Below are 19,406 nucleotides of genomic sequence, written 5' to 3'. Positions count from 1 at the left end.
CGCGAATTCTCGAAAGGGGCGTGGAGGCGAACAGATGGTGAGGACCAGGGTTATCATCATGGGCGCCGCAGGGCGCGATTTCCACAACTTCAACGTATACTTCAGGGATAACGAAAGGTATGAGGTGGTTGCGTTTACAGCCACTCAGATCCCTGATATCGCCGGGAGAGTCTATCCTTCGGCGCTCGCAGGAAAGCTGTACCCGAACGGAATTCCGATTCACCCCGAAACCGAGCTGACTGACCTGATAAAGAAGAATGACGTGACTGAGGTGGTGTTCGCCTACAGCGATATCGCCCATGTCGATGTCATGCACAAGGCATCTGCAGTGCTCGCGGCTGGCGCCGACTTCCGCCTGATGGGGCCGGCCACGACCATGATCAAATCGAAGGCGCCGGTCGTAGCGGTTTGCGCGGTCCGCACAGGAGTGGGCAAGAGCCAGACGACGAGATACATAAGCCAGGTGCTGATCGACGCCGGGCTCCGGGTTGTTGCAGTGAGGCATCCGATGCCGTACGGAGATCTGGCGCGCCAGGCGGTTCAGCGTTTCGCCACATATGAGGATCTGGACAAGCACGAGTGCACAATCGAGGAGCGCGAGGAGTACGAACCCCACATCGATCGGGGTGTCGTAGTGTACGCAGGTGTTGACTACGGCGCGATTCTCCGCGAGGCGGAGAAGGAGGCTGATGTGGTTCTGTGGGATGGGGGGAACAACGACCTTTCATTTTACACGCCGGATCTCATGATCACCCTCGCCGATCCGCATCGGCCCGGACACGAGATGTCATACCATCCAGGCGAGGCCAACGTGAGGATGGCGGATGTTGTGATCATCAACAAGGTCGACACCGCCAAGCGTGAGGATGTGGACGCGGTGCGCCGGAACGTCGCTGGCATCAATCCGAGTGCGCAGATAATCGAGGCTGCATCGCCTGTTCGAGTTGATGATGCCGAGGCCATCCGGGGCGCACGGGTCCTGGTTGTTGAGGACGGCCCCACACTGACCCACGGCGGGATGGGGTACGGCGCGGGCACTGTTGCTGCGCACCAGTTCGGGGCGGCCTCTCTCGTGGATCCGAGGCCGTTTGCAGTAGGAAGCATAGTGGATACGCTGAACAGGTTCCATCACCTAGAACCGCTTCTGCCTGCTATGGGCTATGGCAAGAGGCAGGTGTCAGAGCTTGAACAGACCATCAACAACTCCGATGCCGACGTTGTTGTCATCGGCACCCCAATCGACCTCAGGCGCGTTCTGAGTATCCGTAAGCCTGCGGTTAGGGTGAGATATGATCTTGAGCAAGTCTCAGGCCCTGACCTAGCCGATATAGTCCGGGCTAGAGTGTTTCGGCGGAACTGCAAATAGCGGAGAACGCACAGGATCACCCGAAGGGTGGCTGCAGAATCACCCTCTCCATCGGTTTACAATCATTCCAGTGAATGGTACCATGGAGGCGTGCCGACGCGGTACGGAGGCATCCTCGCAAGGCGCAAACCCTGCGGAGGTGATCTGCTGTGCGGTTTCAACACTCTGCTAGGCCAAGGCCTGGTCATGAAGTGATTGCGGCAGCGATGGCGGCATCGCTGGTTCTTGCTCTCGCCGTTCCGGCATGGGGGGCAGGGGCGACGCGGTCACTTTCGCTCGATCTGAAACTGGGATATGGCGCCGGATTCGACGTGAACGCATCCTACAAGGCGGGTGCAGTGCTGCTGTCGGCGCGTTCGGCTTCTGACGGCTCGCTCGTCGTCAAGGCCTCGGCCGACGTGTCCCACTCCGAAACGTGGGGCAGTCTCTTCGGCAGCATGGCCTATGCGAACTCGGCATCCTGGTCCAAGCCTGCATCAAGTCACAGTGATGTATCGTTGGCCGCGCGGGCGCGTACTGGGAAGTCAGTAAGTCCCTGGCAGCTAGAGGGCAAGACTTCCGCAGCTGTCAGGGACTATCCTTTCAACAGCGCCAGGAACTACGTCGAGGGCGTGTGCACTGCCAAGCTCTCGGGGCTGCTTTGGGAACGGCCAAAGCTCAGCTTCACGAGCGACGCTGAAGTGGGCAGGAAACTGATGCCTGGCAATCCCAAGTGGAGTTCGTCTCATTGGGCATCATCTGCGGCGCTGGGATGGGAACCCGCTCCCGGGATCATGGCATCGGCGCAGCTATCCGGTAGGGGACGGGAGTATCCGGCCTCGCCTGGCAAGTCCTACTCAGCAGGCGCGCTTGGAATGGCGTGCAGATGGAAACCTGGTAAGCAGCACACGCTCGAGTTCGATGTGGGGATGGACATGAAGAAGTGGGCGTTCGCCCCTGCTAAGGACGTGGCCGGGATCAGCGCGTCTGCTTCTCTGAACTACAGGCCGCTAGCTGTGTGGAGCATTGATGCGGCAGCTAGCCTCGGGTGCTCCAAGCTCATTGGTCGGCCTGATTCTGAGCTATCCCCCAAGGCATCCGCTAAACTCAGCTTTGGATGGGAGCCTTTGCGTGGGGTGAAGCTGACCGCCGGCGGCGCCATGACCTCCACTTGGGCCCCAGACACTGATGCAGAGGGTGATGACGAGGAGCCCTCAGATGGCGTGCAGCCTCCCGAGGCAGACGCATCAAGCCGGAAGACTACCACGTCGCTTGGGTTGTCAGCCCGTATAGGTCCGGTGAACGGGGTGACTGTCGATGGCGGCATCGGATGGAAAGTGACTGTGGAGAAAGCCAAAGGCGCAGCCGAGTTGATTGTTGCAGAGCCTTCGGCAGATGTTGGCGTTTCCTTCAAGTTCTAGAACGAGATACGATAATGACTCAACCAGCGCGAACTGCGATCCGATGGCGATCTGCTATTGCCTCCCGAACCGCTAGAGTGTAGAATATTACAGTGAGCCTTTATGGGTCATTGGCAACGCATGTGACAGCTGCGGGCGACGCGTCTAAGGGAGGAGATCGCTTGAAGAAATACAGGGTGGATCAACTGCGGAACCTCGCTATCGTTTCCCACGGTGGGGCGGGCAAGACGACTCTCACCGAGGCCATGCTCTTCTTGAGCGGCGGCGTTGACCGCTTCGGCCGCGTGGACGACGGCTCAGCCACTATGGACTACGATCCAGACGAGGTGAGGCGCAAGATATCCATCAATGCCTCGGTCGCTCCCGTGGAGTGGAACGGCTGCAGGATCAACGTGATCGATACCCCCGGCTACTCCGATTTCGTCGGTGAGGTAGTGGGGGCGCTCCGCGTCGCTGACGCGGCCATGGTAATGGTGGATGCGGTATCCGGCGTCGAAGTGGGCACGGAATTCATGTGGCGCCGTGCAGACGACATTGAGATTCCGCGTATCGCGGTGATCAGCCGAATAGATCGTGAGAATGCCAATTTCGATAAGGCCATCGATTCTATGCAGAGCGCGTTTGGCAATCATGTTGCAGTCGCCGAGATTCCGATCGGCCAGGGCGACAAGTTCCGTGGAGTGGTGGACCTGGTCCACATGAAGGCCTGCACATGGAATGATGCGACCGGCAAGAGCTTCACCCTCGGCGACATTCCGTCGGATCTCGCCGATATTGCTCAGGAGTACCGGGATAAGCTCGTGGAGTATGCCGCCGAGAATGATGAGGATCTGCTCAATAAGTATCTCGAGGGGGAGTCTCTCACTCAGGAGGAGTTCGAGCGCGGGTTGGCCATGGGCGTGGCAACAGGCACGGTAGTGCCGGTGTTCTGCGTATCGGGCCTTCGCATGGTGGGCGTTCAAACGCTTCTCGATTCCATCGTCTCTCTTTGCCCATCTCCTGTAGCTGTAGGCGCCGCTCGCGGGCATCTTCCCCATACCGAGGAGAGTGCTGAGCGGAAGCCAGAAGAGGCTGAGCCATTCTCTGCGTTGGTCTTCAAGACCCTCGCTGACCCGTACGTAGGCAAGATAACGATGTTTCGGGTGTACTCCGGCATCGTGAGGTCTGACTCTCAGGTGTACAACGCGAGCAAGGAGAAGATGGAGCGGTTCGGCCAAGTGTTCCTTATGAAAGGCAAGCAGCAGGTGGCAGTCGCTGAGGTCGGCCCTGGAGATATCGCGGGCGTAGCGAAGCTGACCGACACCACTACAAGCGATACTCTCTCCGATAAGGACAAGCCGATATTGCTTGAGCGCGTGAAATTCCCAAGCCCTGTGCTTTCCATGGCCATCAAGCCGAAGTCCAAGGGCGATGAAGATAAAATAGGGCAGGGCGTCGTGAGGATTCTCGAAGAGGATCCCACTCTGCGCTACACAAAGGAACTGGAAACCGGCGAGCTCGTCGTTGCCGGAATGGGCGAAGTGCACCTCGATATCATTGCCGACCGTCTTAAGAGGAAGTTCGGCGTAGAGGTCACTCTTGATACTCCGAAGGTGCCCTACCGCGAGACAGTAAAGAAGACTGTGCTGGTGCAGGGCAGGCACAAGAAGCAGACCGGCGGACGCGGGCAGTTCGGAGATGTGTGGATCGAGGTCTCGCCGCTTCCAGCAGGCTCTGGCTTCGAGTTCGAAGATAGGGTGTTTGGAGGATCGGTCCCGAGGCAGTTCATCCCGGCCGTTGAGAAGGGGCTCAGAGAGGCGTTGCCAGAGGGCATCCAGGCTGGCTACCCCCTAGTCGACATCAAGTGCGCGCTGACTGACGGTTCGAGCCACCCTGTTGACTCCTCCGAAATGGCCTTCAAGATCGCCGCCCAGCTCGCCCTGAAGAAGGCGTGCGCTGATGCGAACCCGATCATCCTCGAGCCCATTGTCAAGGCCGAGGTCACGGTGCCAGAGGAGTACATGGGCGATGTCATGGGGGATTTCAACAAGAAGCGCGGGCGCATTCTTGGCATGGAGCCTCAGGGAAGATACCAGGTCGTGAAGGCTTTGGTCCCAATGGCGGAGATGTTCAAGTATTCCATCGACCTCAGGTCGATGACGGGCGGCCGCGGATCCTTCGTCACCGAGTTCGACCACTACGAAGAGGCGCCCTCGAGCGTGGCTGCGGCAGTGATCGAGCAGGCGAAGAAGCAAAAGGAGAACGCATAACGCGGGTGTTGGATGGCGATGGCAGCGCGCTGTTGCACGCCTGTCGGAATATGATATGATATGCATCAAATACTGAAGACGCGATGACGGGGAGGAGTAGCGCAGGCGCAGCCAAAGAGAGGGGCGTCCAACGGCTGGAAGGCGCCCTGGCAGCAAGCGTGCGCGAAGGTCGCTCCCGAGCGACTGGCCTGAAGGCGCCCATACCCCAATTGGGACGCTGGGTAGGGCCGGGCGGGTGGCCCGTTAAAGCCGAAGAGAGTTGCGCATGGTTGCGCGTGTCCGCGGGCCATTTGGCGAGCGGACTCGGGCGCCGGCGTTGCCGAGAGGTGGTACCGCGAAGGAGAGCCTTCTTCGCCCTACGGTGGGCGGGGAGGCTCTTTTGCTACTGGACCATTCACATGGGAGGCAGGAGAGGCACATGGGAGGAACGGACATACCGACAGCATACGATCCAAAGGAGATCGAGGAACAGATGTACCAGTTCTGGCTCGACCGTGGGTACTTCCACGATGAGCCAGACCCTGATCCTGCAAGAGAGCACTTCACCATGGTGATGCCTCCGCCGAATATCACGGGTACGCTTCACCTAGGGCACGCACTCGATGTGACAATCCCGGACATCCTTGTCCGGTGGAAGAGGATGCAGGGCGCCAATGTCTGCTGGATACCTGGAACTGACCATGCCAGCATCGCGACGGAGGCCAAGGTCACCGCGAGCATCGCTAAGGATGGCCTCTCCAAAGCTGATATCGGGCGTGAGAGGTTTCTCGAGATCGCGTGGGAGTGGAAGAGCAAGTATGGCGACGAGATCGTCGAGCAACAGAAGAAGCTCGGCGCTTCCTGCGATTGGCAGCGAAGCAGGTTCACCATGGATTCGATGTGCTCAAAGGCAGTGCGAGAGGTATTCGTGCGCCTATTCAACAAGGGTTTGGTGTACAAGGGAGACCGCATGGTGAACTGGTGCCCCGGCTGTGGGACGTCACTCTCCGACGTGGAGGTGGAGCATGAGGATGTGGAGACTAGCCTGTGGCATCTGCGCTACCCTCTGTCGGATGGGTCGGGCTTCATCACAGTCGCCACCACTCGTCCTGAGACGATGCTCGGGGATACGGCCGTGGCGGTAAACCCCGAGGATCCTAGATACGCACGATTGGTCGGGCGCAATGTGACACTCCCGATCGTGAGTAGGGAGATCCCGATTGTTGCCGACGCTCACGTGGATCCGAAATTCGGGACCGGGGCTGTGAAGGTTACACCTGCTCATGACCCAAATGACTTCGAGATAGCGCAGAGGTGCGGCCTGCCGTCCATCACCGTGATAGGGAAGGACGGGCATATGACGGCCGATGCGCAGAAGTACGCCGGGTTCTCTCTGGAGGAGTGCAGGCGGGCAGTTGTTGCCGAATTCGATGCTTCCGGGCTCCTCGAAAAGACCGAGCCCTACACTCACGCTGTGGGCCACTGCCAGAGGTGTGGAGCTGCCGTGGAACCGCTGGTATCAAAGCAGTGGTTTGTGAAGATGGCGCCTCTCGCGGAGCCCGCGGTCAGAGCCGTGGTAGAAGGGGATGTAAGGTTCGTTCCCGAGCGGTTCACAAAGACCTATCTCAACTGGATGGAGAATGTGCGTGATTGGTGCATCTCCAGGCAGCTATGGTGGGGCCATCGGATCCCTGTGTGGTATTGCCGTGATTGCGGCCACATGTTCGCGTCTATCGAGGATCCGTCTTCCTGCTCCGCGTGCGGGGGCGGGGTGGAGCAGGACCCGGACGTCCTGGACACGTGGTTCTCGTCGGGTCTGTGGACGTTCTCCACAATGGGCTGGCCCGAGCATACGCCTGAGCTTGAGCAGTGGCATCCAACGTCGGTACTGGTGACCGGGTACGATATCATTTTCTTCTGGGTGGCCAGGATGATCTTCATGAGCCTGGAGTTCACCGGGGAGAGGCCGTTCACTGATGTACTCCTTCACGGGCTGATAAGGAATGCTGACGGGTCAAAGATGAGCCGATCGAAGGGAACCGGGGTCAATCCCCTTGACATCGTGAAGGAATATGGAGCAGACACTGTGAGGTTCACCGTGATAACCGGAAACACTCCTGGAAACGACATAAGGTGGCGCCCGGAGAAGGTGGAGTCCTCGCGGAACTTCGCGAACAAGATCTGGAATGCAAGCCGGTTCGTGCAGATGAACCTGGAGGGCTTCGAGGCGCCCACCGACGGCTCGCTTCCGCCCGACCTCGAGCTTTCACTGGCTGATCGATGGATCATCTCGCGGTGCTCCAGAGTGGCTGGGCAGATCACCGAGCAGCTTGAGAGGTACGATCTTGGAGAGGCTGCCCGGACCATCTACGATTTTATCTGGGGCGAGTACTGCGATTGGTATATAGAGATTGCAAAGCCCAGGCTGTACAGCAAGGATGACGCGCGAGGTCGACGTACGGCGCAGTTCGTGCTATGGAAGGTGCTCGACGGGGCGCTCAAGCTGCTTCACCCGTTCATGCCGTTCATCACGGAGGGGATCTGGCAGCACCTGCCCCACGTGGGAGAGAGCATCATGATCGCGCCATGGCCGGTGATGGAGGATTGTGCGCTAGACGCGCAGGCCGAAGCGGAGATGGCCGCTCTCATGGAGACGGTTCGAGCGATCCGGAACATAAGGGCGGAGTTCGATGTGGCCCCCTCGAGGAAAGTGGAGGCGGTATTCCATGCCGACGGAGATGCCGCAGGCTCTCTTGCCGCCAATCTGGAGATGGTGTCGCATCTCGCAGGGATTGAGAGTGCATCCATCCGGCCGACCACAGAGCCAAAGCCGGAGAAGGCCGCTGCTGCAGTTGCCCTGGGCATTGAGGTTTACCTGCCGCTTGCGGGCATGATCGACATCAGCAAGGAGACAGAGCGGCTCACCCGCGAAGTTGAGGCTCTTGAGGCGGAGGTGGAACGTTCGCGGGGCAGGCTTGCCAACCAGTCATTCGTTGCGAAGGCGCCGGCTGAGGTCGTGCAGAAGCACCGAGACAAGCTCGCCGAAACAGAGCTGAGCCTTGCGAAGGTCAGGGCCAGGATCGAGGAGCTTACGAAGTGACAGACGAAAAGCACGTGAGCATGGGGTCTGGCTGCGCCGAGGACTGTGGAGGCATACACACAGGCGGGTGCGATGGATCCCCTCGGGGCGCGCTTACGGAACGCCTGCGCTGGGTGAACCGGGGGCTTGAGGCCATGTATGGCCCTAAGCCCCTGCGGCCTCACGGCGATCCTGTGGGTGAGCTAGTTCACACGATACTTACGCAGAACACGTCGGACGTGAACTCCGACAGGACCTATGCATCTCTCAGGGACGCCTTCTCCAGCTGGGAGGATGTTGCCGATGCACCTGCGGCTGTGATCGCGGATCTGATCAGAGTCGGAGGCCTGGCGGAGATCAAATCCGCCAGGATCGTAGAGGTTCTTCGCAGGATCAGGGAAGAGCAGGGGAGTATCTCCCTTGATATGCTCGGGGGCATCGACGACAAGGAGGCGTTCGGCTACCTTACGTCGCTTCCTGGGGTTGGGCCGAAGACCGCTGCATGTGTGCTCCTTTTCGCCTTGGGCCGGCCGGTCTTCCCGGTTGACACTCATGTTCACAGGGTGTCCAACAGGCTCGGACTGGTGCACACGAAGGACCTGGCTGAGACCCAGGCTGAGCTCGCTCGGGCGATGCCTGCCGACATCACCTACCAGCTGCACATGAACATGGTGACGCATGGACGCAGGACGTGCCATGCCCGAAAGCCGGCGTGCGACCTGTGCCAGGTGAGGCCGGGGTGTCAGGCGGCGCTGGATTCTGGTGAAGGGCCGCTGCGGTCTGACTGAGGTGGGGTGGAAGCTGATGAACTACGATGAAACCATGGAGTATCTGCATGGCCTCTCCAGGTTCGGTATTAAGCCCGGGCTGGATAGAGCCGCGGGCCTGCTGGAGGCGATGGGGAACCCGCAGCGCGGCATGCGCGCGGTTCATATCGCCGGCACGAATGGAAAGGGATCTACTGCCGCGATGATCGAGTCGGTGCTTAGGGCAGCTGGCCGCCGGACCGGGCTGTTCACCTCGCCGCACCTGCAGCGATACACCGAACGCATGCGCGTAGCCGGGCAGGAGATCCCAAAGGATGAATTGGCGGGGATCATCTCGAACATGGTTCCTGCGATTCAACGCCTCGCTGCTGACCCTGCTGTGGGCGCTCCAACCGAGTTCGAGGTGGCGACCGCCGCGTGCTTTGAATGGTTTCGGCGCTCGGGTGTGGAGATCGCAATAGTCGAAGTGGGCTTAGGCGGCAGGTACGATTCCACGAATGTGATCACTCCCAGCGTCTGCGTTATAACCCATATCGCAATGGACCACATGGAGCAGCTTGGGAACACACTTGGGGAGATCGCCTCCGACAAGGCTGGCATCATCAAGCCTCGTGTCCCTGTTGTGTTTGCGCCACAGGAGCCGGAGGCGCTTGCGGTGCTGGAGAGCGCTGCTCGGGATGTGGGCGCGCCTTCGATAGCAGTGGGGCGCGATGTCGGGTTCAGCGTGGCATCCGTTGGCATGCAGGGCGCTGCCATGGAGGTCGACATGCCTGGCTTCGGCCGTGTTCGAGTAACAACCGCCCTTGTAGGGCGGCATCAGGCAGAGAACTGCGCTACGGCAATGGCGGCCCTGGGCGTGCTCGGCGGCGTATCCCTGAGCGAGATCGACCTGGGGCTGGCAGCGGTGGTTCACCCAGGGAGGTTCGAGGTGGTTCAGACATCTCCCTTTGCCGTGGTCCTCGATGGCGCCCACAACCCTGATGGCGCTCGCGCACTTGCACGCACGGTAGAGGACATCATGGGAGGCTCGGGCCGACGCGCGCGCCAGCGCGTGCTCGTGCTCGGGTGCTCCAAAGATAAGCGGGTGGACCAGATCGTGGCCGAACTGGCGCCGCATTTCGATCTGGTGATTGCCACTGCCCCTGAGCACACCCGTTCCGGGGCGGCGGAGCCCAGCGACATAGCGTCGCTCGTCCAAGCGACCGGGGTGGATGCTCGTGTGGAGTGCCCGGCCGGCCGAGGTGTGGAGCTAGCCCTACAGGAGGCGCGCACGCGCGGCGCTTCACTCCTGGTGGTGTCTGGTTCGCTGTATCTCATCGGCGAAGTAAGAGGGATGTGGAGGGACTGATCTTGACGCCTTCGGTAGATGATGCCCGCAATCGTCAGAGATATCTGGGGGAGGCCGGAATCGATTCGCTTCGCAGTTCGCGCATTACTGTGTTCACAGGCGCGTTCGGCTCCGGGAAGACGGAACTTGCGGCCAACTTCGCAGTGGCGATCGCCAATGAAGGACGCCCCGTGACCCTAGTGGATATCGACATACTGAAGCCCATGTTCCGGTCGAGGGAACTTGCGGAGGGATTCAGAGCTCGTGGCATCAGGGTGGTCTCCACCATGGCCAGTTTCGAGATGGCGGACTTGCCTGCAGTGTCGCCGGAGATATTCGGGGCCTTTGATGATCCGTTGGTGCAGGTCGTTGTGGATATGGGTGGGGATGATGACGGCGCCCGCGCCATCGGACGGTTCCACATACATCTGGAGCGCTCCGGTTATGATATGCTGTACGTTGTCAACACACTCAGGCCATTCTCCTCTACGTTGGATGAGATGATCTCGATGCTTCGTGCAGTAGAGCGTGCGTCCCGCCTGTCGTGCTCTGGCATTGTGTCCAACACGAACCTCGGCGCCGAGAGCACTCTGGATGAGGTGAGAGCCGGCCTGGATGCTGCAGAAGAGCTTTCACTGCGTGTTGATGTCCCGGTGAGGTTCTTCGCCGTCTCACGAGGGGTTGAACAGGCCAACCCTGGCCTTGTTAGCGCTATCACCCGGGATCGCGGGGCGCCCGCTTTCGTAGTGGATAGGTTCATGTTGCCTCCGTGGGAAGGAATCAGTCAGGAATGAGTGGTATTACTACCGAATAGAAGTATCTACTGAGACGGGGCCATGCCCCGTGCCGGATGATTCGAGCAAAAGGAAGGGATCGTCTATGCCGGTCAAACGGGCATCCACAAGCAGCGCCCTGTCGTGGATCCTCGCCGTGGTCCTGGTGAGTGTGGCTGCGATCGGGGTGGGCTGGCTCATCGGGCAGCAGGTGCTGAGCCTGATGAACCCCAACCGGGGCTCGCAGGCCAAGAGCGACTCAGCAGATGCGGGCTACAGTTACTACCCATGGAAGAGCACGGGCGACTCCGGTGCGACGGATTCGTCGAAGGAGCCTTCCGCGGCTGTTCCGAAGATCGATGTTCCGAAATCCAGCGCGAGCTCAAGTACAGTCGCCGCTGGAACAGCAACAGCGACATCGACCGGTCCGTCAGCAGAGTCGACCTCACCAGGTTCGCAGGCCGCTGCCGCTTCCAAAACTACTTCATCTGGCTCGGGAACTCAGGCGGCGGCGCTTTCAGGCCCGCTGTTCCGGGTCAGAGTGGGGTCGTTCGGGACCAAGGAGGCAGCAGTTGCTGTTGCGGCTGAACTGGAAGCACAGGGTTATCCCATTTACGTGGCAGGCGGGGGTCCCTACTCTGTGCAGGTCGGGGCCTTTGCGCGGAGGGAGAACGCAATAGCTCTCAGTGATGCACTCACATCTCAAGGATATGAAGTGGTGATCGTTGAGTGAGTGCCATGTGAAGGCCCGGCAGGCGCCTACTGCGCCGGCCGGGCCACCCGCTCGGCTTTCCGGGCGCGGCAGCACACGTGGCAACGCACTCAGCTGCGGCAAATGGAGGGACAATCCTTGAAGCTAGGTGAGATCAAGAAGCTCATCGGGGCTGAGATCCTTGCAGGCGAGGACAAGCTCTCGGTTCTGGAGATCGACACTGCCTGCGGTGCGGACCTCATGAGCGATGTTCTAGCATTCACTCATGAGAACACGCTGCTCTGCACCGGCCTTACAAGCGCTCAGGTAGTGAGGACCGCTGAGGTGGCGGGCCTCTCAGGCATAATATTCGTAAGGGGCAAGCGCCCGAGCGACGACGTGATCGCGTTAGCGCGTGAGCGGGGAATCCCTCTGATGGCAACCTGTCTGCCTCTGTTTGAGACCTGCGGAGTGCTGTACGGCGCGGGAATCAGCGGCACTTACATTCGCGAGCAGCACGGGCCCTCTCCGGCCTCTGGGGTGTGAGGGCCGTGAGCTGCTGCGGGCAGCCAGAGGGCGCGGGCGGGGCGGGAGGTGCGGATGGGGCGAGCGGGGTCATGATCTCCATGGAATTCCCCATCGTCCAATACGACTTCGCTGCGGCCGGCGAGGCAGCGGCCAGGATAAAGCAGATCCTCAGGCAGCTCGGCATCTCATCCGACTTAGTTCGGAGGGCTGCCGTGGCGGCCTACGAGGCTGAGATGAACCTGGTGATCCACGCAATCGGCGGGAGTCTGTCTCTTGTGGTGGATTCGGGGCGGATCACCCTCACATCGCGGGACGAGGGCCCCGGCATACCGGATATCTCACTTGCTATGCGCGAGGGCTTCTCCACCGCCTCAGATGAGGTGCGAGAGATGGGATTCGGGGCCGGAATGGGGTTGCCGAACATGAAGAGATGCTCCGATCTGTTCAACATCGAATCGAATATGGGTGCAGGCACCGTAGTGACGATCGTGATCGGCGTAAACTAGGGGGAGGCTCTGCTATCGTCGACGTCGTGAAGGGGTTGATGCGGACTTGACTGCCAGATTCCATTCCGTGAGACTCCTCGAGGACAAATGCAAAGGATGCACGAATTGCATCAAGAGATGCCCTACCGAGGCCATCAGGGTTCGGGAGGGAAAGGCCGTGATCAGCGTCGAAAGGTGCATCGATTGCGGCGAATGTGTGCGTACATGCGAGAACCACGCGAAGGCCGTGATCACCAGTTCCCTCGATGACCTGATGCGCTTCGATTACCGAATAGCTGTGCCTGCGCCAACTCTGTATGGGCAGATCAGACGGGCCCAAAACCCTGACGAAGTGGTGTGGGCACTGCTACAGCTTGGTTTCGATTCCGTGTGCGATGTGTCGTACGGCGCGGACATAGCGACAGAGTGCATCCGTCGGTATGTTTCCAGTCACCCCGAGCCCAGGCCCTTGATATCTGCTGCCTGTCCGGCTGTGGTCCGCCTCATCCAGGTGCGTTTCCCAGGTCTTATCCCGCACATAGCCAGGGTGGAGAGCCCGATGTACGCGGCGGCCAGGGTCAGCAGGCTGGAGGCCGCGCGAAGCCTCGGCATCGACGACGCCCGAATCGGCGTGTTCTTCATAACTCCGTGTGCGGCCAAGGTAACATCTGCCATTGCGCCTGTGGGCTCTGTGCAATCGTATGTGGATGGGGCTATATCCATCGCTGATATCTACGGACAGATCGTAAGCCGCCTCGGTGCGAACGGGGTCGCGCGACCGATGCACAGAGGCTCGTCTCTGGGGTTCGGATGGGCGAGAAACGGAGGAGAACTCCGTGCCATCGGGATTCGGAACTCTCTCGCAGTGGATGGAATCCACAACGTTCTCGGCGTGCTTGAGGAGGCGGACGGAGGGCGCCTCTCTGGAGTGGATTACATCGAGGCCCTGGCCTGCCCAGCAGGATGTGTTGGGGGGCCGGTCACCGTTGAAAATCCATTTGTGGCCAGGGTGAGGATGAGGGAGATCTCCGAGAGCCTGGAGGGAAACACGGCTGAGGCGATTGCATCTGCTATCGGCACTGTGGACGAGCTGGGCGAGGAGTTCTTCTCGATATCCGGTGAGATTCCGCCCCTATCAGGCCTTGAGCTTGATGCGTGCCTTGAGACGGCAATAATGAAGATGAGTGAACTCGAGCGGATGGTGGAGGGCCTTCCGGGCCTAGACTGCGGAGCATGCGGATCTCCAACATGCAGGTCCCACGCTGAAGACATCGCATGCGGGAGGGCATCGGAGATAGACTGCGTGTTCAAGCTGAGAGAGAGGATGCAGGAGGTCGCCGAGGAACTGCTCAGGCTCGCAAAGAAAGACGTGCCGTCCATGGGGAAACGAGAAGGGAAGTCGTTGCCATGACGTTGAGGGAGATCGCAGATGCCCTCGGATTGGTGTGCATCGCAGGGTGCAGCTCTTTGGATCGCGAGGTTGAGGCGGGGTATTCATCCGACTTGCTCAGCGATGTGATGGGGCGCGCGAAGGATGGGGCAATATGGGTTACCTCGCAGGTTCATCAGAATGTCGTGGCAGTTGCTGCGCTGCTTAACCTGTCGGCAGTAGTTGTAGTCGGAGGACTTACGATGAACGCCGATGCGGTGGAGAAGGCGGAGGCCCGTGGAATACCGGTTCTGACGACGCGGATGACGGCCTTCGAGACAGTAGGAAAGATGTACGCCCTCGGAGTGAGAGGGGAAGTGTAGAATGCCCCGGGCCTTCGCGGCGGATCTGCATGTACACACCTTCCTTTCGCCGTGCGCCTCCCGGGAGATGAGCCCGGGCAGCATCGTGAGGAGATGCCGCGAGGTGGGGATCGATGTCGTTGCCATCACCGACCACAACACTGGCGGCAACGTGGCCCGGGCGATTGCAGAAGCGAACGCGGAGGCGGCGGCGGAAGCTGCGGCGGCGGATGTGAATGCGAACCCCTGCCGATCCGTGCTCACCGTAATCGCGGGCATGGAAGTGTCGACCGTGGAAGACGTCCACCTGTTGGTGCTGCTCCCGAGCTTGGCGGCGTTGGGGGAGTGGGAGCGCGAAGTGGCGATTGCGAGGGCGCCGGGAGTCAATGTAAGGGAGATCTTCGGAGAGCAATGGGTGCAGGACGCTGCCACAGGTGAAATCCGGGAGGAACATGCGCTTCTTGCTGCACCCACGCGCCTGTCTGTGGACGATGTGGCGTTCCGCGCTGCAGAGCTCGGCGGGATCTGCTTGCCAGCACATGTAGACAGGCCCTCATTCAGCATACTGGGGCAGCTTGGTTTCATCCCTGAACACCTGGACATACCTGCGGTCGAGATATCCCGCAACACCTGCGGAACTCAGGCCTTTGCACACATCCCTGCCATTGTAGGGCGCACGCTCGTCTGTTCATCAGATGCTCACTCCCTGGACGAGATTGGACTTGGTTCCTCGCTCATCTGGGCTGAGGCGCCTACGGCGTCGGAGATCATCATGGCCTTACGCGGAGTGGGGGGCCGACGGGTGGAGGTCCTATAGACTGGCCGCAGGCAAGGCTGCGCAATTCCAGCGGGGTTGGCCGTTTTCAGTGGCGGGGGGATCAGCATGAGAGAGTTATCGCTTCACATTCTCGATATCGTGCAGAATTCGATTTCCGCGGGCGCCGGGCTTGTGCAGATCGACGTGATCGAGAATGCCCAAGCAGACTCCATGACCATACGTGTGACCGACGACGGATCCGGGATGGATCCAGAGACCGCCCGAAGAATCGTAGACCCGTTCGTGACCTCACGCATTACTCGCCCTGTCGGCCTGGGAGTTCCGCTTTTCGCTGCCGCGGCCGAAAGATGCGGCGGCGGTCTCGGGATCGACAGCTCGTGTGGCGCTGGGGCGACTGTCACTGCGGTGTTTGGGCTCTCGCATATCGACCGCGCGCCTCTGGGCAACATGGCTGACACATTTCGTGTGCTGGCAGTATGTAACCCAAACGTGGATTTCGTGTATAATCACGTGCGGGGGGAGAGATCTTTTCACGTGGATACCAGAGAGATTCGGGCCGCTCTTGGAGATGTGCCGTTGAGCCTTCCCGAGGTGGCCCTGTTCATCCGGGATTTCATCGCAGAGGGTGAGAGGGGGCTTGGTGGGTCGGCATGAGGCAGTATGGGGTAGTGCAGCGCTTGAACGGAGATCATGTCGAGGTGCTGGTAAGCCGGCCAACGGCGTGCAAGAGCTGTGGCGCATGTCAGCTGGGAAACAACGCGCCTCACGCCGTGACCGTGAGGAACGAGGCAGGTGCGGATGTAGGCGACACCGTGGCGTTGGAGCTTTCCGGCCGCGAGCTGATGCGTGCAGCTGGGCTTGCATATGGAGTCCCGTTGCTTGCGTTCCTAGCGGGCCTTGGGTTGGGGCCGGCTGCGGCAAGCAGGGCAGGCCTCGTAATCGGTCATTCACTGGCCTCGGCTATCGGCGGGTTCCTCTTCCTTGCCCTTGGATACTATGGGGTTCATCTTTACGACCGATCGGTCGGGGCCTCCTCGTTCATGTCGGTGGCGACAGAGGTGGTTGACCCCGACAACCTAGAATGCTCAGCTATGGGCAAATGCGAGAGGCCAGGGGGCAGCAAATGAGGAAGAGCAGGATACCAGATGTGGTCGTGAGGCGATTGCCTCTCTATCTCAGGGCAGCTGAGGACTACGCAAGGAGAGACCACGTCATCGTATCATCGCAGGAATTGGGGCAATGGACAGGGCTAACCCCGGCGCAGGTCAGAAAGGACCTCACGTTCTTTGGGGAATTCGGCAAACAGGGCATCGGTTACGATGCGAAATACCTCATCTCTCAACTCCACGATATTCTCCGATTGGGCGAGAGGACAGATATCGGGCTGGTGGGATTCGGAAACCTGGGGCGGGCGCTCGTTCACTATCACGTTGACACCCACGGCGGTTCAGGCAGCGTGGTCAGAGATAGGCTGCACATTGCTGCGATATTCGATGTGGATCCTTCGAAGATCGGATCTGAGCAGTCAGGCGTTCCCGTCTTTCATGTGGATGAATTGAGGGATAGAATCAGCGAGCTTGGGCTCAAGATAATCGTGATCGCGGCGCCGGCCGATCACGCGCAGGCAGTGATGGATCAGTGCGTGGCTGCGGGGATAAAGGCAGTGCTCAATTTCGCGCCAGTGAACCTCACTGCGCCTGAGGATGTTAAGGTCCATGCATCTGACCTAACCCTCGAGCTCCAGAGCCTGGCATTCTACACCGACTAATTGGGGCAGCCCGTTCATCACAAAGGAGGTTCGTCAGTTGTCTACGCGTAAGCTGCAGGCTATCATCTTGGTCGTTCTCGTCGTAGCAATTGGAGGGGCTGTGGCAGCCTCGAGGCGTGAGCAGGCGTCGGAGTCGTGTGGTTCATGCCACTCGATGGCGCCGTATGCGCAGTCATGGAAGGAATCAAACCACAAGAACGTAGAGTGCTGGGATTGTCACACAGGACCTGGCGTCGGCGGATGGGTCCGGGGCATGCTCAATATTGCACGCATGAAGAGGGTGGAGAAGTCAGGGGCCACGCCGGACCTCAAGGTTGAGGCGGACGAGAGTTTCTGCCTGAGGTGCCACCCTAAGGCCAAGAGCATCAGCGAGACTGAGACAATGAAGATCCCGCACACCCTCCATGAGGGAGTTGGGCTTGATTGCCAGGCATGCCACGGTGGGCAGGTGCACGGAGAGAATGGATCAGCACCGGTGAGCATCTCCCACGATACCTGCATCGGCTGCCATGCAGAGTGGATCGAGAACGATGACGAGTGCGTGAAATGCCACAAGTGGTAGGCGGATAGGCATGCCCTGGCGTACTGGCGCGGCGTAGGCTGTGAGTTAGGATGACTGGCAATTACATAAGGACCGGGCCGAGAGGCCCGGTTTCATTTCAACCTCATTCCAACGCTCACTGTTGCTGAGAACATACTTCTCAGAAGGGAGCCGCGGCGGCGCGGGCTCTGCTCTGATATCGGCTTCGGCTTCGGCTCCTACCCCGGGTTTGGGCTCGTGTTCGGGCTCGGATCCTGCGAACCACGGTGGGGTGGACAGTTGCGATCCACCCCCTGGTCATTCTCTGTGCAGCCTTCGCGTTTCGCTGGATCGTAATTCACCACCCCTCGGCATGATGGCGGGTTTTGAGGGCAGGCGGGGCTGTCCTGAGTCCCAGTTTGCCTGGTTCGATCCCAGTTGCTGTGCGATTCGGGGGGCCCGGACGCACGAGCAGCACTGGGTGGACACTTCTGATGCAGGCTTTGCCTCTCGATGGACAGATAGTAACCACCCCTTGGATCAACCCGGATCACCCTGCGGGTTTGCAGGTTAAGCCATCGATCGGGGCAGCGGGGCGGGGCGGCTGCGCTGTGGCGCGGTGCGATGGTGTGGCTGCGCGGCTGGGATCTCCCGGCAAGTGGAACGCGATGGGAGCAGTGCCCGCTCTCTGGCCTCTATCCGAGTTCACATCTTTTGATCGTCTCGCCGTCTCCCATCACCGTGCCCAGGATAGAGCAGTTCAATCAGTTGGGGCTCTCAAACGATGGCATTTCGTCTTCGCTCGCGGCACAGTAGAGCACATCGCTGATCTAGCCCCAACCGCTGCAGGGACATCGTCTCGTTCTGACGAACTATGCCAGAGATTCACGGCGCAGGGGGAGTTTCGTTTGTCTACCGAAAAGATAACCCTTTCCAAGCTGGAGCACTTCCTTCTCAGGGCTGCCGATATCCTGCGTGGCAGCATGGATGCTTCGGAGTTCAAAGAATTCATATTCGGCATGCTATTTCTTAAGCGTTTATCGGATGAGTTCGATCTCAGGCGCGAACACTTGGTTCATGAGTCCTTTGCTCATCTGAAAGATAGGCCCGAACTGATTGACGAGCTCCTTGAGGACAAGACATCTTACGGCGAGACCTTCTTTGTTCCTGTGCGCGCTCGCTGGCATCAGTCGTGGATCGACGAAAACGGCGAAACGGTTCCAGCGCTGAAGGACCTGAAATACGATATCGGCAATATGCTCAATAAGGCGATAGCTGCGATTGAAGACGAAAACGATGCCCTCGCCGGAGTGCTCAAGAACAACATCGATTTCAACGCCGTCAAAGGCAAGACCAAGATCCCCGACCAGAAGTGGAAAGACCTGCTGGACCATTTCAACCAACCTCAATTCGTGTTGGTCAATGACAATTTCGAATTCCCCGACCTGCTGGGCGCGGCTTATGAATACCTTATCAAGTATTTTGCCGACAGCGCAGGCAAGAAAGGCGGGGAGTTCTACACTCCTGTCGAGGTCGTGCGCCTCCTGGTTCAGCTCACCAAGCCCGAGGCGGGCAACACGATCTACGAAATAATGCTGACGAGTTGGATACAATTTAAGGAAACCTTCGGATGCGACGGAAAAGGGGTGGGTCACGTCTTGTCAAGTGGTGTAAATTGCCGTTGTGATTCTCTTCGCGTTCAGACTCCCGAGTCTCCTCTAGCCGCCTCACGCAACCTGGCTCTTCCGATACGTGCGCCACATCTGCGGAACTGCTGAAAGCTGATGCCGCAGTTCCATCGGTGGGCGCCGCCGCCTGGGAGCCGCATCAGGGGCTCCTTGCCGGCGGCGGCGCTGTGCCCCGTGCGATTCCATGGCCGTGCTTCAGCCGGTTTGGAGAGCCGATAGGATGCGCTGTTTCCTACTCAACCGGAGGCAGCGCCATCGTTGCGTCAGCCGGCGGCAG

17 protein-coding genes and 1 pseudogene are annotated in these 19,406 nt (G+C 59.8%); all 18 read left to right on the top strand.

Translation table 11 applies throughout. The features are described 5' to 3' along the window. The first annotated feature begins 34 nt into the window (after window positions 1–34). Window positions 35–1,366 carry a cyclic 2,3-diphosphoglycerate synthase gene (locus VB144_09495; protein ID MEA4883868.1) on the top strand — a complete coding sequence of 444 codons (1,332 nt, stop codon included), beginning with the start codon at window positions 35–37 and terminating at the stop codon, window positions 1,364–1,366. 149 nt (window positions 1,367–1,515) lie between these two features. Further along, entirely contained in the window at window positions 1,516–2,766 is a 1,251-nt protein-coding gene (locus VB144_09490; protein MEA4883867.1) for a hypothetical protein, read from the top strand. A 161-nt stretch (window positions 2,767–2,927) separates the two neighbouring features. Then, window positions 2,928–5,015, top strand: a complete 2,088-nt coding sequence (fusA, locus tag VB144_09485) for an elongation factor G (GenBank protein MEA4883866.1) — start codon at window positions 2,928–2,930, stop codon at window positions 5,013–5,015. A 418-nt stretch (window positions 5,016–5,433) separates the two neighbouring features. Next, complete coding sequence (locus VB144_09480) at window positions 5,434–8,094, top strand: valine--tRNA ligase (protein MEA4883865.1); 2,661 nt, start codon at window positions 5,434–5,436, stop codon at window positions 8,092–8,094. Beyond that, window positions 8,091–8,861 carry an endonuclease III gene (gene nth, locus VB144_09475; protein MEA4883864.1) on the top strand — a complete coding sequence of 257 codons (771 nt, stop codon included), beginning with the start codon at window positions 8,091–8,093 and terminating at the stop codon, window positions 8,859–8,861. Before VB144_09480 ends, nth begins: the two co-directional genes overlap by 4 nt. Before the next feature lie 16 nt (window positions 8,862–8,877). Continuing rightward, the gene (locus VB144_09470; GenBank protein MEA4883863.1) at window positions 8,878–10,188 is read left to right on the top strand and encodes a folylpolyglutamate synthase/dihydrofolate synthase family protein; all 1,311 of its coding nucleotides are present in this window, start codon (window positions 8,878–8,880) and stop codon (window positions 10,186–10,188) included. A 2-nt stretch (window positions 10,189–10,190) separates the two neighbouring features. Then, window positions 10,191–10,961 (top strand): hypothetical protein, encoded by a 771-nt coding sequence (locus VB144_09465; protein ID MEA4883862.1) that lies wholly within the window; start codon window positions 10,191–10,193, stop codon window positions 10,959–10,961. Between the two features lie 85 nt (window positions 10,962–11,046). Next, window positions 11,047–11,673: an SPOR domain-containing protein gene (locus VB144_09460; protein ID MEA4883861.1), complete on the top strand. Its 627-nt coding sequence runs from the start codon at window positions 11,047–11,049 to the stop codon at window positions 11,671–11,673. 117 nt (window positions 11,674–11,790) lie between these two features. Further along, the gene (locus tag VB144_09455; GenBank protein MEA4883860.1) at window positions 11,791–12,177 is read left to right on the top strand and encodes a DRTGG domain-containing protein; all 387 of its coding nucleotides are present in this window, start codon (window positions 11,791–11,793) and stop codon (window positions 12,175–12,177) included. Between the two features lie 5 nt (window positions 12,178–12,182). After that, on the top strand, window positions 12,183–12,665 hold the full coding sequence (locus tag VB144_09450; GenBank protein MEA4883859.1) for an ATP-binding protein: 483 nt from the start codon (window positions 12,183–12,185) through the stop codon (window positions 12,663–12,665). Window positions 12,666–12,732: 67 nt separating this feature from the next. Further along, window positions 12,733–14,055 carry a [Fe-Fe] hydrogenase large subunit C-terminal domain-containing protein gene (locus tag VB144_09445; GenBank protein MEA4883858.1) on the top strand — a complete coding sequence of 441 codons (1,323 nt, stop codon included), beginning with the start codon at window positions 12,733–12,735 and terminating at the stop codon, window positions 14,053–14,055. Next, window positions 14,052–14,396: a DRTGG domain-containing protein gene (locus tag VB144_09440; GenBank protein MEA4883857.1), complete on the top strand. Its 345-nt coding sequence runs from the start codon at window positions 14,052–14,054 to the stop codon at window positions 14,394–14,396. Before VB144_09445 ends, VB144_09440 begins: the two co-directional genes overlap by 4 nt. 1 nt (window position 14,397) lies before the next feature. After that, window positions 14,398–15,192 (top strand): PHP domain-containing protein, encoded by a 795-nt coding sequence (locus VB144_09435; GenBank protein ID MEA4883856.1) that lies wholly within the window; start codon window positions 14,398–14,400, stop codon window positions 15,190–15,192. 66 nt (window positions 15,193–15,258) lie between these two features. Further along, entirely contained in the window at window positions 15,259–15,807 is a 549-nt protein-coding gene (locus VB144_09430; protein ID MEA4883855.1) for an ATP-binding protein, read from the top strand. Next, window positions 15,804–16,280: a SoxR reducing system RseC family protein gene (locus VB144_09425; GenBank protein MEA4883854.1), complete on the top strand. Its 477-nt coding sequence runs from the start codon at window positions 15,804–15,806 to the stop codon at window positions 16,278–16,280. The genes VB144_09430 and VB144_09425 overlap by 4 nt, the downstream gene beginning before the upstream one ends. Next, window positions 16,277–16,921, top strand: a complete 645-nt coding sequence (locus VB144_09420) for a redox-sensing transcriptional repressor Rex (protein ID MEA4883853.1) — start codon at window positions 16,277–16,279, stop codon at window positions 16,919–16,921. Before VB144_09425 ends, VB144_09420 begins: the two co-directional genes overlap by 4 nt. A gap of 37 nt (window positions 16,922–16,958) precedes the next feature. After that, window positions 16,959–17,483 (top strand): NapC/NirT family cytochrome c, encoded by a 525-nt coding sequence (locus VB144_09415; GenBank protein MEA4883852.1) that lies wholly within the window; start codon window positions 16,959–16,961, stop codon window positions 17,481–17,483. Between the two features lie 866 nt (window positions 17,484–18,349). Further along, window positions 18,350–19,030, top strand: a pseudogene (locus tag VB144_09410) (type I restriction-modification system subunit M N-terminal domain-containing protein). Window positions 19,031–19,406 lie beyond the last annotated feature (376 nt).

This window comes from Clostridia bacterium (genome assembly GCA_034926675.1).
GTDB lineage: Bacteria > Bacillota > DTU025 > DTU025 > DTU025 > JAYFQW01.
Note: the sequence above shows the minus strand (reverse complement) of the source record. Positions and strands in the feature narration are given on the sequence as shown.

Coding starts and splice junctions, on each gene's coding strand:
- VB144_09495 (MEA4883868.1), top strand. CDS start 35: ATGGTGAGGACCAGGGTTATCATCATGGGCGCCGCAGGGCGCGATTTC.
- VB144_09480 (MEA4883865.1), top strand. CDS start 5,434: ATGGGAGGAACGGACATACCGACAGCATACGATCCAAAGGAGATCGAG.
- VB144_09470 (MEA4883863.1), top strand. CDS start 8,878: ATGAACTACGATGAAACCATGGAGTATCTGCATGGCCTCTCCAGGTTC.
- VB144_09460 (MEA4883861.1), top strand. CDS start 11,047: ATGCCGGTCAAACGGGCATCCACAAGCAGCGCCCTGTCGTGGATCCTC.
- VB144_09440 (MEA4883857.1), top strand. CDS start 14,052: ATGACGTTGAGGGAGATCGCAGATGCCCTCGGATTGGTGTGCATCGCA.
- VB144_09435 (MEA4883856.1), top strand. CDS start 14,398: ATGCCCCGGGCCTTCGCGGCGGATCTGCATGTACACACCTTCCTTTCG.
- VB144_09430 (MEA4883855.1), top strand. CDS start 15,259: ATGAGAGAGTTATCGCTTCACATTCTCGATATCGTGCAGAATTCGATT.
- VB144_09425 (MEA4883854.1), top strand. CDS start 15,804: ATGAGGCAGTATGGGGTAGTGCAGCGCTTGAACGGAGATCATGTCGAG.
- VB144_09420 (MEA4883853.1), top strand. CDS start 16,277: ATGAGGAAGAGCAGGATACCAGATGTGGTCGTGAGGCGATTGCCTCTC.